Origin of the sequence: Sphingobium sp. B1D7B (assembly GCF_025961965.1) — a bacterium.
Taxonomy (GTDB): domain Bacteria; phylum Pseudomonadota; class Alphaproteobacteria; order Sphingomonadales; family Sphingomonadaceae; genus Sphingobium.
This window is the reverse complement of sequence record NZ_JAOQOR010000001.1, coordinates 1645924-1660315: the sequence shown is the minus strand read 5'-3', so window position 1 is coordinate 1660315 and position 14392 is coordinate 1645924. Positions and strand designations below refer to the sequence as shown.

At 65.9% G+C, this 14392-nt stretch carries 12 protein-coding genes; 9 read left to right on the top strand and 3 right to left on the bottom strand.

Going from position 1 to position 14392, the window contains the following annotated elements; genetic code table 11:
* Positions 1-8: 8 nt before the first annotated feature.
* The 3 genes from otsB to M2336_RS07490 are packed head-to-tail and all read left to right on the top strand — an operon-like array spanning position 9 to position 4173.
* Positions 9-920 (top strand): trehalose-phosphatase, encoded by a 912-nt coding sequence (gene otsB / locus M2336_RS07500; protein ID WP_264574529.1) that lies wholly within the window; start codon positions 9-11, stop codon positions 918-920.
* Positions 920-2716: a glycoside hydrolase family 15 protein gene (locus M2336_RS07495; RefSeq protein WP_264574528.1), complete on the top strand. Its 1797-nt coding sequence runs from the start codon at positions 920-922 to the stop codon at positions 2714-2716. The genes otsB and M2336_RS07495 overlap by 1 nt, the downstream gene beginning before the upstream one ends.
* Positions 2713-4173, top strand: a complete 1461-nt coding sequence (locus M2336_RS07490) for an alpha,alpha-trehalose-phosphate synthase (UDP-forming) (RefSeq protein WP_264592766.1) — start codon at positions 2713-2715, stop codon at positions 4171-4173. The genes M2336_RS07495 and M2336_RS07490 overlap by 4 nt, the downstream gene beginning before the upstream one ends.
* Here the strand turns inward: M2336_RS07490 and M2336_RS07485 are convergent.
* On the bottom strand, positions 4152-5453 hold the full coding sequence (locus tag M2336_RS07485) for an MFS transporter (protein WP_264574526.1): 1302 nt from the start codon (positions 5451-5453) through the stop codon (positions 4152-4154). The genes M2336_RS07490 and M2336_RS07485 overlap by 22 nt on opposite strands.
* Before the next feature lie 64 nt (positions 5454-5517).
* Positions 5518-7218, bottom strand: coding sequence for a GMC family oxidoreductase (locus M2336_RS07480; RefSeq protein ID WP_264592765.1), 1701 nt, complete (start codon positions 7216-7218; stop codon positions 5518-5520).
* Between the two features lie 53 nt (positions 7219-7271).
* Between M2336_RS07480 and M2336_RS07475 the strand changes: the two genes are divergently transcribed.
* From M2336_RS07475 to M2336_RS07465, 3 genes are all read left to right on the top strand, one after another.
* A complete protein-coding gene (locus M2336_RS07475; protein ID WP_264574524.1) occupies positions 7272-7661 on the top strand; it encodes a nuclear transport factor 2 family protein in 390 nt (129 codons plus the stop codon).
* Between the two features lie 152 nt (positions 7662-7813).
* A complete protein-coding gene (locus M2336_RS07470; protein WP_264574523.1) occupies positions 7814-9265 on the top strand; it encodes a sensor histidine kinase in 1452 nt (483 codons plus the stop codon).
* Entirely contained in the window at positions 9262-9657 is a 396-nt protein-coding gene (locus tag M2336_RS07465) for a response regulator (protein ID WP_264574522.1), read from the top strand. Before M2336_RS07470 ends, M2336_RS07465 begins: the two co-directional genes overlap by 4 nt.
* Positions 9658-9692: 35 nt before the next feature.
* Here the strand turns inward: M2336_RS07465 and M2336_RS07460 are convergent, their stop codons facing one another.
* Positions 9693-10952 (bottom strand): threonine ammonia-lyase, encoded by a 1260-nt coding sequence (locus M2336_RS07460; RefSeq protein WP_181558795.1) that lies wholly within the window; start codon positions 10950-10952, stop codon positions 9693-9695.
* Positions 10953-11009: 57 nt separating this feature from the next.
* Here M2336_RS07460 and M2336_RS07455 point away from each other — a divergent pair, with 57 nt between their 5' ends.
* From M2336_RS07455 to M2336_RS07445, 3 genes are read left to right on the top strand one after another with little or no spacing between them, the layout of a single operon-like run.
* A complete protein-coding gene (locus M2336_RS07455) occupies positions 11010-11879 on the top strand; it encodes an NAD(P)-dependent oxidoreductase (protein ID WP_264574521.1) in 870 nt (289 codons plus the stop codon).
* Complete coding sequence (locus tag M2336_RS07450; RefSeq protein WP_413715961.1) at positions 11876-13546, top strand: amidohydrolase; 1671 nt, start codon at positions 11876-11878, stop codon at positions 13544-13546. The genes M2336_RS07455 and M2336_RS07450 overlap by 4 nt, the downstream gene beginning before the upstream one ends.
* 3 nt (positions 13547-13549) lie before the next feature.
* Positions 13550-14359, top strand: a complete 810-nt coding sequence (locus M2336_RS07445) for a class I mannose-6-phosphate isomerase (RefSeq protein WP_264574520.1) — start codon at positions 13550-13552, stop codon at positions 14357-14359.
* Positions 14360-14392 lie beyond the last annotated feature (33 nt).

Below are 14392 nucleotides of genomic sequence, written 5' to 3'. Positions count from 1 at the left end.
TCGCTATCATGCGCGGACGACGAACGCGACCCGGCCGCGCTTCGGCCAGGCCGCGAGACAGGAACCCGCCCCCATGTGCGGGCGTTCGCAACGAGAGCCACGCCGAACCCAATCACGGCGGACCCAACCATGACGCAAACCATGACGCAAAGCATGACAGGGGAATCACCATTTCGCATCCGTCCGCATTCGATCTTCCAGCGCCCTCAATCGACACCCTCGACCATCTCAGCCTGTTTCTGGATCTGGACGGCACGCTCTTCGAGCTGATCGACCATCCCGAAGAGGTGATCGCAGACGAGCGTCTGCGCAGCCTCCTCGCCCGGCTGTCGACGCGGCTCGACGGGCGTCTGGCGGTCGTGAGTGGGCGCTCCATCGCGCAGATCGACGCCATTCTCGGCCCCATCGCGCAAGATCTGGCGGTGTCCGGCAGCCATGGCAGCGAACATCGCTGGCGCGGCGTCGCGGCGCATCCGGTGCGGCCCAAGGGACTGGACGAAGCCGCCGCGGACTTTCGCGCCTTCGCCGGCCGGCATGAGGGCGTGATCGTCGAGGACAAGAGCTATGGCGTCGCGCTGCATTTCCGCATGGCGCCGCAGATCGAGGCGGAAGCCACCGCCCTCGCCACCCGCCTCGCTGACGACCTCGGCCTCCATTACCAGCCCGGCAAGATGATGACGGAACTGCGGATGCCCGGCGGCGACAAGGGCAAGGCCGTGCGTACCCTGATGAGCCGGGCGCCCATGGCAGGCACCTCGCCGTGGTTCCTTGGCGATGACGAGACAGACGAGGCCGCGTTTCTCGCCGCGCAGGCGCTTGGCGGCGTTGGCGTGATCGTGGGCGATCGGCGGCCGACCGCAGCCCAATACAAGCTTGCCAATCCGCGCGCCGTACATGCCTGGCTGGAGGACCTGCTCTGATGACTGCAACACTCGACCTCTGGCCTATCGGCAATTGCCAGGTCTCCGCCCTGATCGACCGGGCCGGCCGCTTCGTCTGGGGCTGCGTGCCCAGGGTGGATGGCGACCCGGCCTTCTCCTCCCTGCTCGACCCGGCCCCGCGCGCCGCCGAGGGCGCACGCGGCTTCTGGGAAATCGACCTGGAAGACTGCGTGGAGACGGCGCAGCATTATGTGCGCAACACGCCGGTGCTGGTGACGCGGCATGAGGACAAGCATGGCAACGCCATTGAGGTCATCGACTTCTGCCCGCGTTTCCACCGGAGCGGGCGCATGTTCCGTCCCGTCGCTTATGCCCGCATCGTCAAGCCGGTGGCGGGCAGTCCGCGCATCCGAATCCGCCTGCGCCCGGCGCGCGACTGGGGCGCGCGCGATCCGAACCGCACGCGCGGCACCAATCACATCCGCTACATGCTCTCGGACATGACCCTGCGCCTGACGACGACGGCGCCCGTCGGCTGGATCGAGGACGAGCGACTGTTCCGGGTCGAGCGGCCGCTGCACTTCTTTCTCGGGCCAGACGAGAGCTTTGCCGACGACCTGCGCATCACGCTGGACACCATGCTCGACCGGACGATCCGGGAATGGCAGGGCTGGGTGCGGGGTCTTGCCACGCCCGTGGAGTGGCAGAAGGCGGTCATTCGCGCCGCGATCACGCTCAAGCTGTGCCAGCATGAGGAAACCGGCGCCATCGTCGCGGCGCTGACCACATCGCTGCCCGAACATGCCGATAGCGGGCGCAACTGGGATTATCGCTACTGCTGGATTCGCGATGCCTATTACACCGTCCAGGCGCTCAACCGGCTCGGGGCGCTCGATGTTCTGGAGAGCTATCTCGAATATCTGCGCAACCTCGTCGACAATGCACGCGGTGGCCATATTCAGCCCCTGTACGGCGTGGGCGGCGAAGCCACGCTGACCGAATGGATCGCGCCGGGGTTAGCCGGCTATCGCGGCATGGGGCCGGTGCGCGTCGGCAACCAGGCGGCCGAGCAGATCCAGCACGATGCCTATGGGCAGATCGTTCTCTCCAGCACCCAGAGCTTCTTCGACCGGCGGCTGCTGCGCATGGGCGGCACCGACGATTTTCACGCGCTTGAGGCCGTCGGCGAGCGCGCGTGGGACGTCTATGACAAGCCCGATGCCGGCCTGTGGGAGCTGCGCACCCGCAGCCATGTCCACACCTACTCCGCCGCCATGTGCTGGGCGGCGTGCGACCGACTGGCCAATGCCGCCGCCGCGCTCGATCTGCCGGAGCGGGCCGCCTTCTGGCAGGGGCGCGCCGATAGCATGCGCCAGACCATTATCGATGCGGCTTGGCGGGAAGACACAGGCCGGATGTCCGCGACATTCGGCGGCGACGATCTGGATGCCAGCATCATCCAGTTGCTGGACCTTCGCTTTCTCTCGCCCGGCGACCCGCGATTCAAGACCACGCTCGAGGCCGTCGAGCAGGGGTTGCGTCGTGGCAGCCACATGCTGCGCTATGCCACCGAGGACGATTTCGGCCTGCCCTCGACCGCCTTCAACGTCTGCACCTTCTGGCTTATTGAGGCGCTGCACGCCACCGGACGGGTCGACGAGGCGCGGGTGTTGTTCGAGGAAATGCTCAGCCGTCGCACCGCCGCCGGACTGCTCTCGGAGGATATCGACCCCGCCACGGGCGAACTGTGGGGCAACTATCCCCAAACCTATTCGTTGGTTGGATTAATCAACTGCGCCGTTCTGCTCAGCAAGCCGTGGAGTACCATCAGATGACTCGCCTCGTCATCGTGTCGAACCGCGTCAGCCCGCCGACGGGGGAAGGACAAGCCAATCAGGGCGGCCTTGCGGTCGCGCTGTCCTCGGCGCTGCGCGAGACAAACGGCATCTGGTTCGGCTGGTCGGGCAATGAAACCGAGACGTTCACCGGTCATGTGAATTTCAGCAAGAGCGATGGCGTCACCACCGCCACCGTCGACCTCGAGCCGCAGGATATCGACGAATATTATAACGGCTTTGCCAATCGCACGCTCTGGCCGCTCTTTCACGACCGGACCGACCTCGCAGAATTCGAGCGCAACTTCGCGGGCGGTTATGCGAGGGTGAACGAGCGCTTCGCCGATACCCTGCTGCCGCTCATCACGCCCGAAGACCTGATCTGGGTCCACGATTACCACCTCATCCCGCTCGGCGCGGAACTGCGCAAACGCGATGTCACCAACCGCACCGGCTTCTTCCTCCACACGCCCTGGCCCGTCGCGCGCCTGCTGACCTCCCTGCCGAGCCACGCCAAGCTGGTGAATGCGCTGTTCGCCTATGATCTCCTGGGCTTCCAGTGCCAGGCCTGGCTCGATTCCTTCCTCTATTATGTCCACGACCAGTTCCCCGAGGCGGAAATATCGGACGGTGTGATCCGCATCGGCGACCGGACCGTGCGGGTCGTCGCCTGCCCGATCGGCATCGATGCGGGGGACTTCGCCAAAAGCGCGACCACCCCGGAAGCCGATGAAGCGCGCGAAAGCATCCTGCGCAGTCTCGAAGGCCGCGACCTCATCATGGGGGTCGACCGGCTGGACTATTCCAAGGGCATGGAGCAGCGTTTTCACGGGTACAGCCGCTTGCTGCAGGACCATCCCGAATTTCAGGAAAAGGTCACCTTCCTCCAGATCGCGCCGCCATCGCGCGAGCAGGTCGCCAGCTATCAGGACATCCGACGCGAACTCGATGCGCTGTCGGGCCATATTAACGGCGAGTTCGCCACCGCCCATTGGGTGCCGTTGCGCTATGTGAACCGTGGCTATGACCGGCTTTCCCTCTCCGGCATGTACCGCTCCGCGCGCGGCGCACTGGTGACGCCATTGCGGGATGGGATGAACCTGGTCGCGAAGGAATATGTCGCGGCGCAAGACCCGGAAAATCCCGGCGTCCTCATCCTCTCCCGTTATGCCGGCGCCGCCGAGCAATTGCAGGATGCCCTGCTGGTCAACCCGTTCAGCCCGGAAGAACTGGCCGACGCGCTGCACCAGGCGCTGCTCATGCCGCTCGAAGAGCGCAAGACGCGCTGGCGGGCTATGATGGACAGCGTGGAAACGCAGGACATTCGCTGGTGGCTGAAGCGCTTCCTCGATCTGCTGACGAGCGAACACCCGCCGCGAGGGAGCACTGCCGAGGCCTCTGAGAGTTCAGAAGGCGCAGATACGAAAGAGGCCGCTCAGGCTGCAGCCTCCTCCTGAGCGGAGGGCGCGGTCGCGATCCGCGCCTTGGAGAAGGCGAGCACGCACAGGATGCAGCAGCCGACCGGCACCAGCAGCGCCAGAAAGAACATGCCGGCGGACATGTTGGCAGCGATCAGCGCCCCGCCGACGAGCGGGCCCGCCATGGCACCCACGCGCGCGACGGCGACCGCCAGACCGATGGCGGCAGACAGCATCGTGATCGGGTAGATGCTCGCGGCCACGGCCGTCAGGGCGATATGGGCGCCGCCGACGCCCATGCCGATAATCAGCATGAGCAGACCCCAGGTAGCGAATGTCGGCGCCAGCACCGCCAGCGCCACCAAGCCGAGCGACACCAGCGCATAGCCCACCAACAGCGCCGGAATCGTGCGGTGACGGTCGATCTGCGTAGCCAGAATGAGGCCGCCGACCAGTCCGCCGATCTGCACGATGGAAGCCATATGGGCCGACGTCTCGAAGCTGAAGCCGACCCCGCGCAGCACCGTCGGCAGCCAGCTCGCCAGCATGTACATGGACAAGGCGTTGAAGCAGAACAGCGCGGAAAACAGCGTGGTGCGCAGCAGATAGCCGCGCCCCAGCGGCGCCAATATGGGAATGTCAGTCCAGTGCCACGCCCGCTCGCGCGCCGGTTTGGCCGCTATGGGAGCCGCCGGCAGACGCGTGAGAAACAGCGCGAGAAGAATCGTGATCACGAACATGAAGGTCGCCGGGACGGTGAACGCCGCTTCCCACCCGCGCCCGGCGGTGAGCCATGGCACCACGACGCCGGCACCGGCTGCCCCGACCGGAATGCCGCAGCCGACAATGGTCATCGCGCTCGCCCGCCGCTTGGCCGGCATCACCTCCGCGAGGATCGCCAGCACATTGGGCAGGCAGGCGCCCAGCGCCGTGCCGGTGAGCAAGCGCCACCAGAACAACTGACTGACCGTCTGCGACCATGAGGTGCCGAGTGTCGCGAAGCTGATAACGCCCAGCGCCACAACGGTCGTCGTGCGCCGCCCGACCTTGTCGCCCAGCGGTCCGAGAAAGAAGGCGCCGAGACCCAAGCCAATGACCACGGCGGATAGGGCCGGTGCGAACAAGGCCGGTGACTCCCCCCAAAGCTGCGCCAGATGCGGCACGATGACGGGCATCGACCCGATGTCATAGCCATCGATGACCATGATGATGAAGCTCAGCAGGCCGACGATGTAGATCTGAAATCCGCTGGCCGCCTTGGCAGGCGCCGGCGGGTCCGCTTGTGCATCCGCCGGCAGAATTGCGTCGCTCTGACTCATCTCGGTCCCATCCTCTCACCCTGTCGCCGCCGGTTCATCCGGTCTGGCCGTTCCTGCTCGTCCATCACCGCTGCGCTGGCTCGGCCGGCGCCGTCTTGCCCAGAATGAGGTCAGCCGCCTTTTCCGCGATCATGATTACGGGGGCGTTGGTATTTCCCCGGATCAGCGCCGGCATGGAGGAGGCATCGACCACCCGCAGGCTTTCGACCCCGCGCACCCGCAACTGCGCATCCAGCACGGCAGCATCGTCGGTGCCCATGGCGCAGGTGCAGGCGGGATGGCCCCCGCTCCGCGCCGTCGCGCGCAGCCAGCCTTCAAGCGCCGCATCATCCGCAGCATCAGGTCCGGGCGCGACTTCCGCGGCGACCAGATCACGGGCCGGCGCTGTCGCGAAGAAACGGCGCATGAAGTGCATCGACCATAAGAGCCGATCAAGATCGCCCTGTTCGCTCAGGAAGTTCAGGTGAATTTTCGGCAGCGCCTCTGGATCGGCCGACCGCAGCGCGATGCTGCCCCGGCTCTCGGGGTTAAGCAGCAGCGTGCCGGCCGAGAATTGGTGCCCTGCGCCTTTTCGCCACCCGGGGAACCAAGGGCGCGCTGCGTAGCTTGCGTGGACAATCTGGAACTGCAGGTCCGGCCGATCCTGCAACGGCCCCGAGCGCAGGAAGCCTTGAACCGACATGGGGCTCTGCGCCATGTTGCCGGTGCCGAACAAGGCCCAGCGCGCCGCGTGCAGCGCGATCCGGTCGAGCCGCAACTGGTCGTCAAAGGTCACCGGCGCGGCGGCTTGCCAGAAGCTGAGCGCGATCGGATGATCCTGCAGATTGGCGCCCACGCCCGGCAAATCGCGCAGCACCTGCACGCCCATATCGGCCAGATGCGCCGCCGGGCCGATGCCGGAGAGCATGAGCAGTTGCGGCGAGTTGATCGCGCCGCCGCACAGGATCACCTCGCGGCGCGCCCGCACCTGACGCACGGTCCCGCCCTTGCGATACTCGACCCCGACCGCCCGGCCATTCCCGATGATGACGCGCGAGGCGAGCGCGTGCGTCTCGATCCGCAGATTGGGGCGACCCCGGACCGGGTCGATGAACGCCCGTACCGTGCTGTGCCGACGCCCTGCGCGGATCGTGCAATCGGGGATGCCGAACCCCTCCGGCCGCGGCACGTTGAAATCCGGTTCCTCATCATAGCCCAGATTGCGCGCGGTGCGCATGAACGCCGGGAACAGCACCGGGTCCGGCTTCATCGCGGTGACGTGCAGTTCGCCCGTCCCGCCATGGTCGGCTCCCGCGCCGCGCCAGTTGGTTTCCGAGCGGCGGAAATAGGGCAGCACATCATCGAAGCCCCAGCCGGGGAGCCCCATATCGCGCCAGCGATCATAGTCCGCCGCATGGCCGCGAATATACATGGTGCCGTTGATCGAGGAGCTGCCGCCCAGCGCCTTGCCGCGCGGGATGGGCTGGGTGCCATTGCCCATATGCGGGTCCGGCTCGCTCTCATTGCCCCAGATGAAGCACTCGGTCGCGGCGGCCTGCATCCAGGTGAGCGGCATATCGATGATCGGATGACGGCACTCACCGCCGGCTTCCAGCAGCGTGACGGAGGTTCCGGCCTGCGCGCTCAGGCGATTGGCCAGCACGCAGCCCGCACTGCCTGCCCCCACGATGACGAAGTCCGCCTCATCCACCGGTCGGTCGCCCTCCCCTCCACGCTGTCTCTGCCAGACCGTTGCGGCCTTTGCCCTGCTGGTCTTACGGTGCATATGCACGAGCACAAGTGCGATAACGCACCCCTGCCGCAATGGAGAGCGATGAGATGCGATATACCGCCGATGAGGAAGCCAATCTGGCGCTGGTGCGCGGCCTTTTCGACGAGGTGCTCAACCCCATGGATTCGGGCGCCGTAGACCGGTTCATCGCGCCCGACTACATCCAGCACAATCCCTCGGTCGAAACGGGGCGCGCGCCATTCAAGGCGTTTCTCGACCATATCAGGTCGGTGCATCCCCAGGGCGTGCATGATGTGAAGCGCATGTTTGCCGATGGCGATCATGTCATCGTCCACTATCACGTCCGCCGCTGGCCGGACGATAGCGGCTGGGCGGTGGTTGACATCTTCCGGATCGAGAACGGCCTCATTGTGGAGCATTGGGATGTCGCGCAGGACGTGAAGCTCGGCGGGCCGAACGCGAACGGGATGTTCTGAGCAGCGGGCCTTCGCCGCCCGTGCAGATGCGACCAAAAATCGTCGGGCTTTGGGCGGCGCCGGTGGAATGAAATTGACTCTGTGCAACCGACGCGCAAGATCGTGCATTGTCGGGCTGGATTCTACCGCCGTCCGTCTTTTCCGAGGGCTCCGTGACGATCGATTTTCAGGCCCTGCTGGCGCGTTCTCCCAATCCCTATGTGTTGCTCGATAGCGATCTGCGGATCGTCTGGATGAACGACGCCTATCTGCAGGTGACCATGCGCACCCGCGACAAGCTGCTGGGCCAGAACATGTTCGATGCCTTTCCGAGCGACCCGGACTCGGAGAGTCACCGGCAGCTGGAAGCCTCGTTCCGGCGGGTTTTCGCCTCCGGCAAGCAAGACGAGATCGCGCTCATCCGCTACGACATTCCCACGCCCGACGGCGGCATGGACGTGCGTTACTGGAGTGCGACCCACACCCCCTTTGCGGACGAGGCACGCAAGGTCGCCTACATCCTGCAGCATACGGTCGACGTGACCGAACTGCAGACGCTGCGGGCCATGCGCGATGAAATGGGCCTGATCCAGCGCGCCAACGCCGTGCAGGCGCGCAATCTGGACCTTGCGGAAGAGGCCGGGCAGTTCAAATCCCTGTTCGAGCAGGCGCCGGGCTTCGTGGCCATTCTGCACGGGCCGGATCATGAGTTCCGCATGGCGAATGCCGCGTATCACAAGCTGGTCGGGGGCCGGGATCTGCTGGGCAAGCGGGTGAAGGACGCCCTGCCGGAAGTCAGCGGGCAGCGCTTCCTGAACCTGCTCGATCAGGTCTATCGCTCGGGCAAACCCTTCATCGGGCGCCGCCTCAAGGTGCTGCTGCAGAATGACGAGGGAACCGAGGTGCAGGAGCGCTACCTCGACTTCGTCTATCAACCCACCGTGGGCGAAGGCGGGACTGTTTCCGGGGTGTTCGTCCAGGGCCATGACGTGACCGACCAGGTGGAATCGGAAGAACGGCAAGCGCTGCTGATGAACGAGCTCAATCACCGCGTGAAGAACACGCTGGCGATCGTCCAGGGCTTGGCGATGCAGTCATTCCGCCAGATGCCCGGGTCCGAGGTTCCGCGTCAGACCTTCAATGCGCGGCTCGCGGCGCTGGCGGCGGCCCATAATCTGCTGACGACCAGCAACTGGAAAACCGCAGGCTTCATCGAGACCGTGCGCAGTGCGGCCGAAGCCTCCATCGGCGAGGATCTGGCACGGGTGCATCTCGATGGCCGGGATTTCACCATCGCGCCGCAGACGGCAGTGTCCCTCTCGATGATCATTCACGAACTCTGCACCAATGCTGTGAAATATGGGGCTTTGTCCGTGCCTGAAGGTCACATAGACCTCAGCTGGACGATCGAGGACGAAGAAGAGGATTACCGATTGATCGACCTGCGTTGGGAAGAACGCGGTGGTCCGCCCGTCCAGCAACCCGCAAGTCGGGGTTTCGGATCGCGCCTCATCGAGCACGGCTTCTCGACGGAGCGGGCCAGCGGCGTCGTCATAGACTTTCGGCCGACCGGCCTGCTGTGCACCATCAAGGCAAAGCTCACCAACGCATCGATTGTTTCATGAGACTGGACGACCTGACCATCCTGATCGTTGAGGACGAGCCGATCATCGCGCTCGTTCTGGAAGACAAGCTGCTGGATCGCGGCGCGAACCCCGTTCTGGCGCACAGTTTCGACAGCGCGGCAGAGCTGATCGGCCGACAGGCGCTGGACCTCGCCATTCTGGATGTGAACATCCATGGCCAGCAAAGCTATCCGCTGGCGCAAATGCTGCGAGACAAGGGCACACCGTGCATCTTCGTGACCGGCTATGGCGGCGCGCTGCACCCCGAGGCGTTCGCGCACGTCACGACGCTGACCAAGCCCTATAGCGTGGCCGCGTTGGATGACGCGCTCCAGACGGCGCTGGCATTTAGAAATGCCAGCCAGCCGGAACCCGATGCACCGCTGACCTGACCGGTCAAAGCCGCGTCACCGGCGCGACGGCGTTTTCAGGCCAGCTCGACCGGGGTGGTATCGTAGCCCGCCACAGCCAGCGCCTGCATCAGTCGCTGGAGATGGGCTTCGTCGCGCGTCTCGCATTCCACATCCAGCGTGAGGCCCTTGGCGGGGAGATTAGTGAAGATCCGCTGGTGGGAGAGTTCCAGGATGTTCACCGCCTCCTGATCGAAGATGCGAGCGACATGGAACAACGCGCCGGGGCGATCCTGCATGATGATGCGCAGGCGGGCCAAGCGGCCTGAACGGGCCAGATCGCGCAGCAGCACATTGGCGAGCAGGCGGGTGTCGATATTGCCGCCGCACAGCACCAGGCCCACCGTCTTGCCGGCGAACAGCGGCTTGTGCTCGATCAGTGCCGCGAGACCGGCGGCGCCAGCGCCCTCGACCACGGTCTTCTCGATCTGGAGCAGCAGGCTTACCGCCTGTTCCAGCGCGCGCTCGGTCACGAGCACCACATCATTGGCGAGCGCGGTGACGAAGCGGCGCGTGAGCTGCCCCGGCTCCTTGACAGCGATGCCTTCGGCCAGCGTATCGCCATCGCATGGCAGGTTGGCGCTCTTCACCACATCGTACATCGAGGGGTAGAGTTCGGCCTGAACGCCGATCAGCTCGATATCCGGGCGGATGCCGCGCGCAGCGGTGCCCATGCCAGAGAAGAGCCCGCCGCCGCCGATGGGGATGACCAGCGTGTCGATCTCCGGCGCGTCCTCCAGCATCTCCAGCGCCACCGTGCCCTGCCCGGCGATGATGTCCGGCTCATCGAAGGGGTGGACGAAGGTCAGCCCACGCTCGGCTTCCAGCTTGCGCGCGTGATTATAGGCGTCCTCGAATTTCTCGCCTTCCAGCACCACGGTCGCGCCGTGACCCTCGGTCTGCATCACCTTCACCAGCGGCGTCGTCATGGGCATGACTATGGTGACGGGAACGCCGAGCTTGGCGCCGTGATAGGCAAGGCCCTGTGCGTGGTTGCCGGCCGACGCCGCGATGACACCCTTGGACCGCGACGCATCGTCCAGCAGCAACAGGCGATTGAGCGCGCCGCGCTCCTTGTAGGCGGCGGTGAACTGGTGGTTCTCGAACTTGAGATACACGGTCGCGCCAGTCATCTGCGAGAGCGTCTTGCTAACCACGGTGGGCGTGCGCAGGATCGAGCCCGAAATTCGCGCCGCCGCCGCGCGGACATCGGCGACGGAGACGGGCAGCGCATCGGCACTGGCCGTCAGGGGCTCAAGCGGTTCGATCCTGTTCATGGCGCCGCCCCCTACTCCCATCTGGCGCATCCTGCAAACTGCCACTATGCCCTGCTTATGGCAAAAATCGCGTTTATCGGGCTAGGAGTGATGGGTGGGCCAATGGCGGGGCATCTCGCCGCCGCCGGGCACGACCTCTCGGTGTTCAATCGGTCGATGGGCAAGACCCAGGCCTGGGTCGAGCAACATGGCGGCGAAGCGGCAGTCAGCCCCGCGCAAGCGGCGGCGGAGGCCGAGGTCGTCGTCAGCTGCGTTGGCAATGATGCCGACCTGGAGGCGGTGACCATCGGGCGCGACGGCGCGTTTCGCACGATGCGCCCCGGCGGGCTGTTCATCGACCACACCACCGTCTCGGCCAAGATCGCGCGGCAGCTTGCTGACGAGGCGGAGAGCCGGGGGCTTCATTTCGTCGATGCGCCGGTTTCCGGCGGCCAGTCCGGCGCGCAGGGCGCCACGCTGTCGGTGATGTGCGGCGGCACGCAGGCGGCGGTCGAGACAGCGCGGCTGGTCATGCAGAGCTACGCCGCCCGCATCGTGCATTGTGGCGAGGCCGGCGCGGGTCAGACCACCAAGATGGTCAACCAGATCTGTATCGCCGGCGTGCTGGAGGGTCTCTCCGAAGCGCTGCGCTTTGCGCAGGCAGCGGGCCTCGACCTCGGCAAGGTCCAGGAAGCGATTGGCGGCGGCGCCGCGCAAAGCTGGCAGATGGACAATCGCTGGAAGACGATGAGCGAGGACAGCTTCGATTTCGGCTTCGCAGTGGAATGGATGCGCAAGGATCTGGGCCTCGCCCTCGAGGAAGCGCGCACGCTCGGCGCCACATTGCCGGTCACGGCGCTGGTCGATCAATATTATGCCGAGGTCGTCGCCATGGGCGGCGGACGGCAGGATACCAGCGCGTTGGTGAGGCGCCTGCGCAAGCCATGAATTTTGCACGAAGGACAAGCGCCGTTCTGGCGGCGCTCGCGCTCGGGCTGGGCATGGGCGCACCCCGCGCGGACGCGCAGGGCCTGATCGATAATGTGAACGGCATCACGGTCGATGCGACCGGCGATCTCGTGCATTTCACCGGCCTTATCATCAGCGACGATGGACGCGTCGAGAAGCGACTGGCGCGCGGCGAGAAACGCCCCGATCGGCCGAGCTTCCGCTTTGACGGCAAGGGCCGCACGCTGATGCCCGGCATCATCGATGCGCATGTCCATGTCATCGATCTCGGCTTCTCGCGCCTCAATCTGGACCTGAGCGACACCAACTCGCTCGATGAGGCTCGGCAGAAGATCGCCGCCTTCGCTGCGGCCAACCCCGGCCGTCCGTGGATCATCGGCTTTGGCTGGAATCACGAGAAGTGGAACCTCGGCCGCTTCCCGACTGCCGCCGACCTCGATGGGCTGGGCGATGGGCGCCCGATCTGGCTGGAGCGCGTCGATGGTCATGCCGGCTGGGCCAATGCCGCCGCGCTGGCCGCCGCCAAGATTGCGCCGACCAGCAAGGCCCCCGTCGGTGGGCGGATCGAGATGGTGGCAGGGCGTCCCAGCGGCATCCTCGTGGACAAGGCGATGGCGCTGATGACGCCCGCTCTCCCCCGTCCCCAGCCCAAGGATTATGACGCGGCACTCTCCGCCGCGCAGGATGCGCTGCTGGCGCGCGGCGTCACCACCGTCGCCGACATGGGCACCAGCATCGAGCACTGGCAGGCCTATCGCCGCGCCGGCGACCGAGGCGCGCTGCGAATCCGCATCCTGGGCTATGCCGCCGGCATGGAGCAGGCCGCGCTGATCGCCGGGCCTGCGCCCACCCCGTGGCTCTACAACGACCGGCTCCGGCTGGGCGGCGTCAAGTTGGTGCTGGATGGCGCGCTCGGGTCACGCGGCGCCTGGCTCAAGGCGCCCTATGCCGATGCGCCCAAGGAGAGCGGCTTAGCGCTGCTGACCTCAGCCCAGTTGCGCAACCAGATGAGCCGGGCAGCAATGGACGGCTTCCAGCTTGCCGTTCACGCCATTGGCGATCAGGCCAATGCCGAGACTCTCGACGCCATCGAGGAGCTGAGCGAGACCTATAAGGGCGACCGGCGCTGGCGGATCGAACATGCGCAGATCGTCGACCCGGCCGATCTCGCCCGTTTCGCCCGCAGCGGCACGATCGCTTCCATGCAGCCGCAGCACGCCACCTCCGACTGGGCGATGGCGACGCGGCGGCTCGGGCCGGAGCGGCTGGGCGGCGCTTATGCCTGGCGGACGATGCTCGACAACAAGGTGCCGCTGGCATTCGGCTCCGATGCACCGGTGGAGCCGGCGGATGCCTTCATCGGCCTCAAGTCTGCCACCACGCGGCTCGATGCCCGCAACGAGCCGGCCGGCGGCTGGTTGCCGACGCAACGTCTGACGCTGGCCGAGGCGCTGCGCGCTTATGGCCGCGGCGCGGCTTATGCCGCATTTGCCGAGGAGCGCTTTGGCAATCTCGCGCCCGGCCAGCGCGCCGATTTCCTCATTCTGGACCGCGACATCGAGCTGGCCAGCCCCACCGACCTTGCCGCGACGCAGGTCCTCGAACTGTGGATGGACGGCAAGCGCGTCGCTCTGAAGGATCGCTGAATCGTGAACGCCATTCGCCTTGCCACCAAATATGTCGAGAAGCCCTGGGGCCGCACCGATCTGCCAGCGGCCTATCCCGATGGACAGGGCCGGCAGATTGGCGAGGTCTGGTTCGATGGGCCGGACGGCCAGCATCCGCCGCTGCTCGTCAAATATATCTTCACCAGCGAGCGCCTGTCCGTCCAGGTTCACCCCAATGACGCGCAGGGCCAGGCGCGCGGTCTGCCGGGCGGAAAGAGCGAGTGCTGGCTCATCCTCGATGCCGAGCCCGGCGCGACGCTTGGCATGGGGACGCTCCGCCCGCTGGATGATGAGACCCTGCGCGCCGCCTCGCTCGATGGCAGCATCGAGCATCTGATGGACTGGAAGCCGGTAAAGGCCGGCGACTTCTTCTACATTCCCGCCGGGACTGTCCACGCCATCGGCGCTGGCGTCACGCTGGTCGAGGTGCAGCAGAATGTCGATGTGACCTATCGGCTCTACGATTATGGCCGCCCGCGCGAACTGCATCTGGATGACGGCGTCGCCGTGAGCCGGGCCGAGCCCTATACCAGAGCGCCGGTCAACATCGCAGAAGTGGATGCGGATACGCTTCTCCGCCGCGACGAGGCGCCGTTCACGCTGGCGCTGGAGCGCTGGCACGAAGGCAGCCATGACCTGGACTGCGCCGATGGCCGTTGCTGGTTCGTTCCGCTGAGCGGCCGGGGCACGATCGACGGACAGCCTTGGGCAGCGGGTGAGTGCTGGCTGGTGACGGATTCCGCCACGCTCACCGTGACCGAACCCGCCCGGGGCCTCATCGCGCAAAGCTGACACCTGCCAGACTTAGTCAATGAGAGAGTGCGC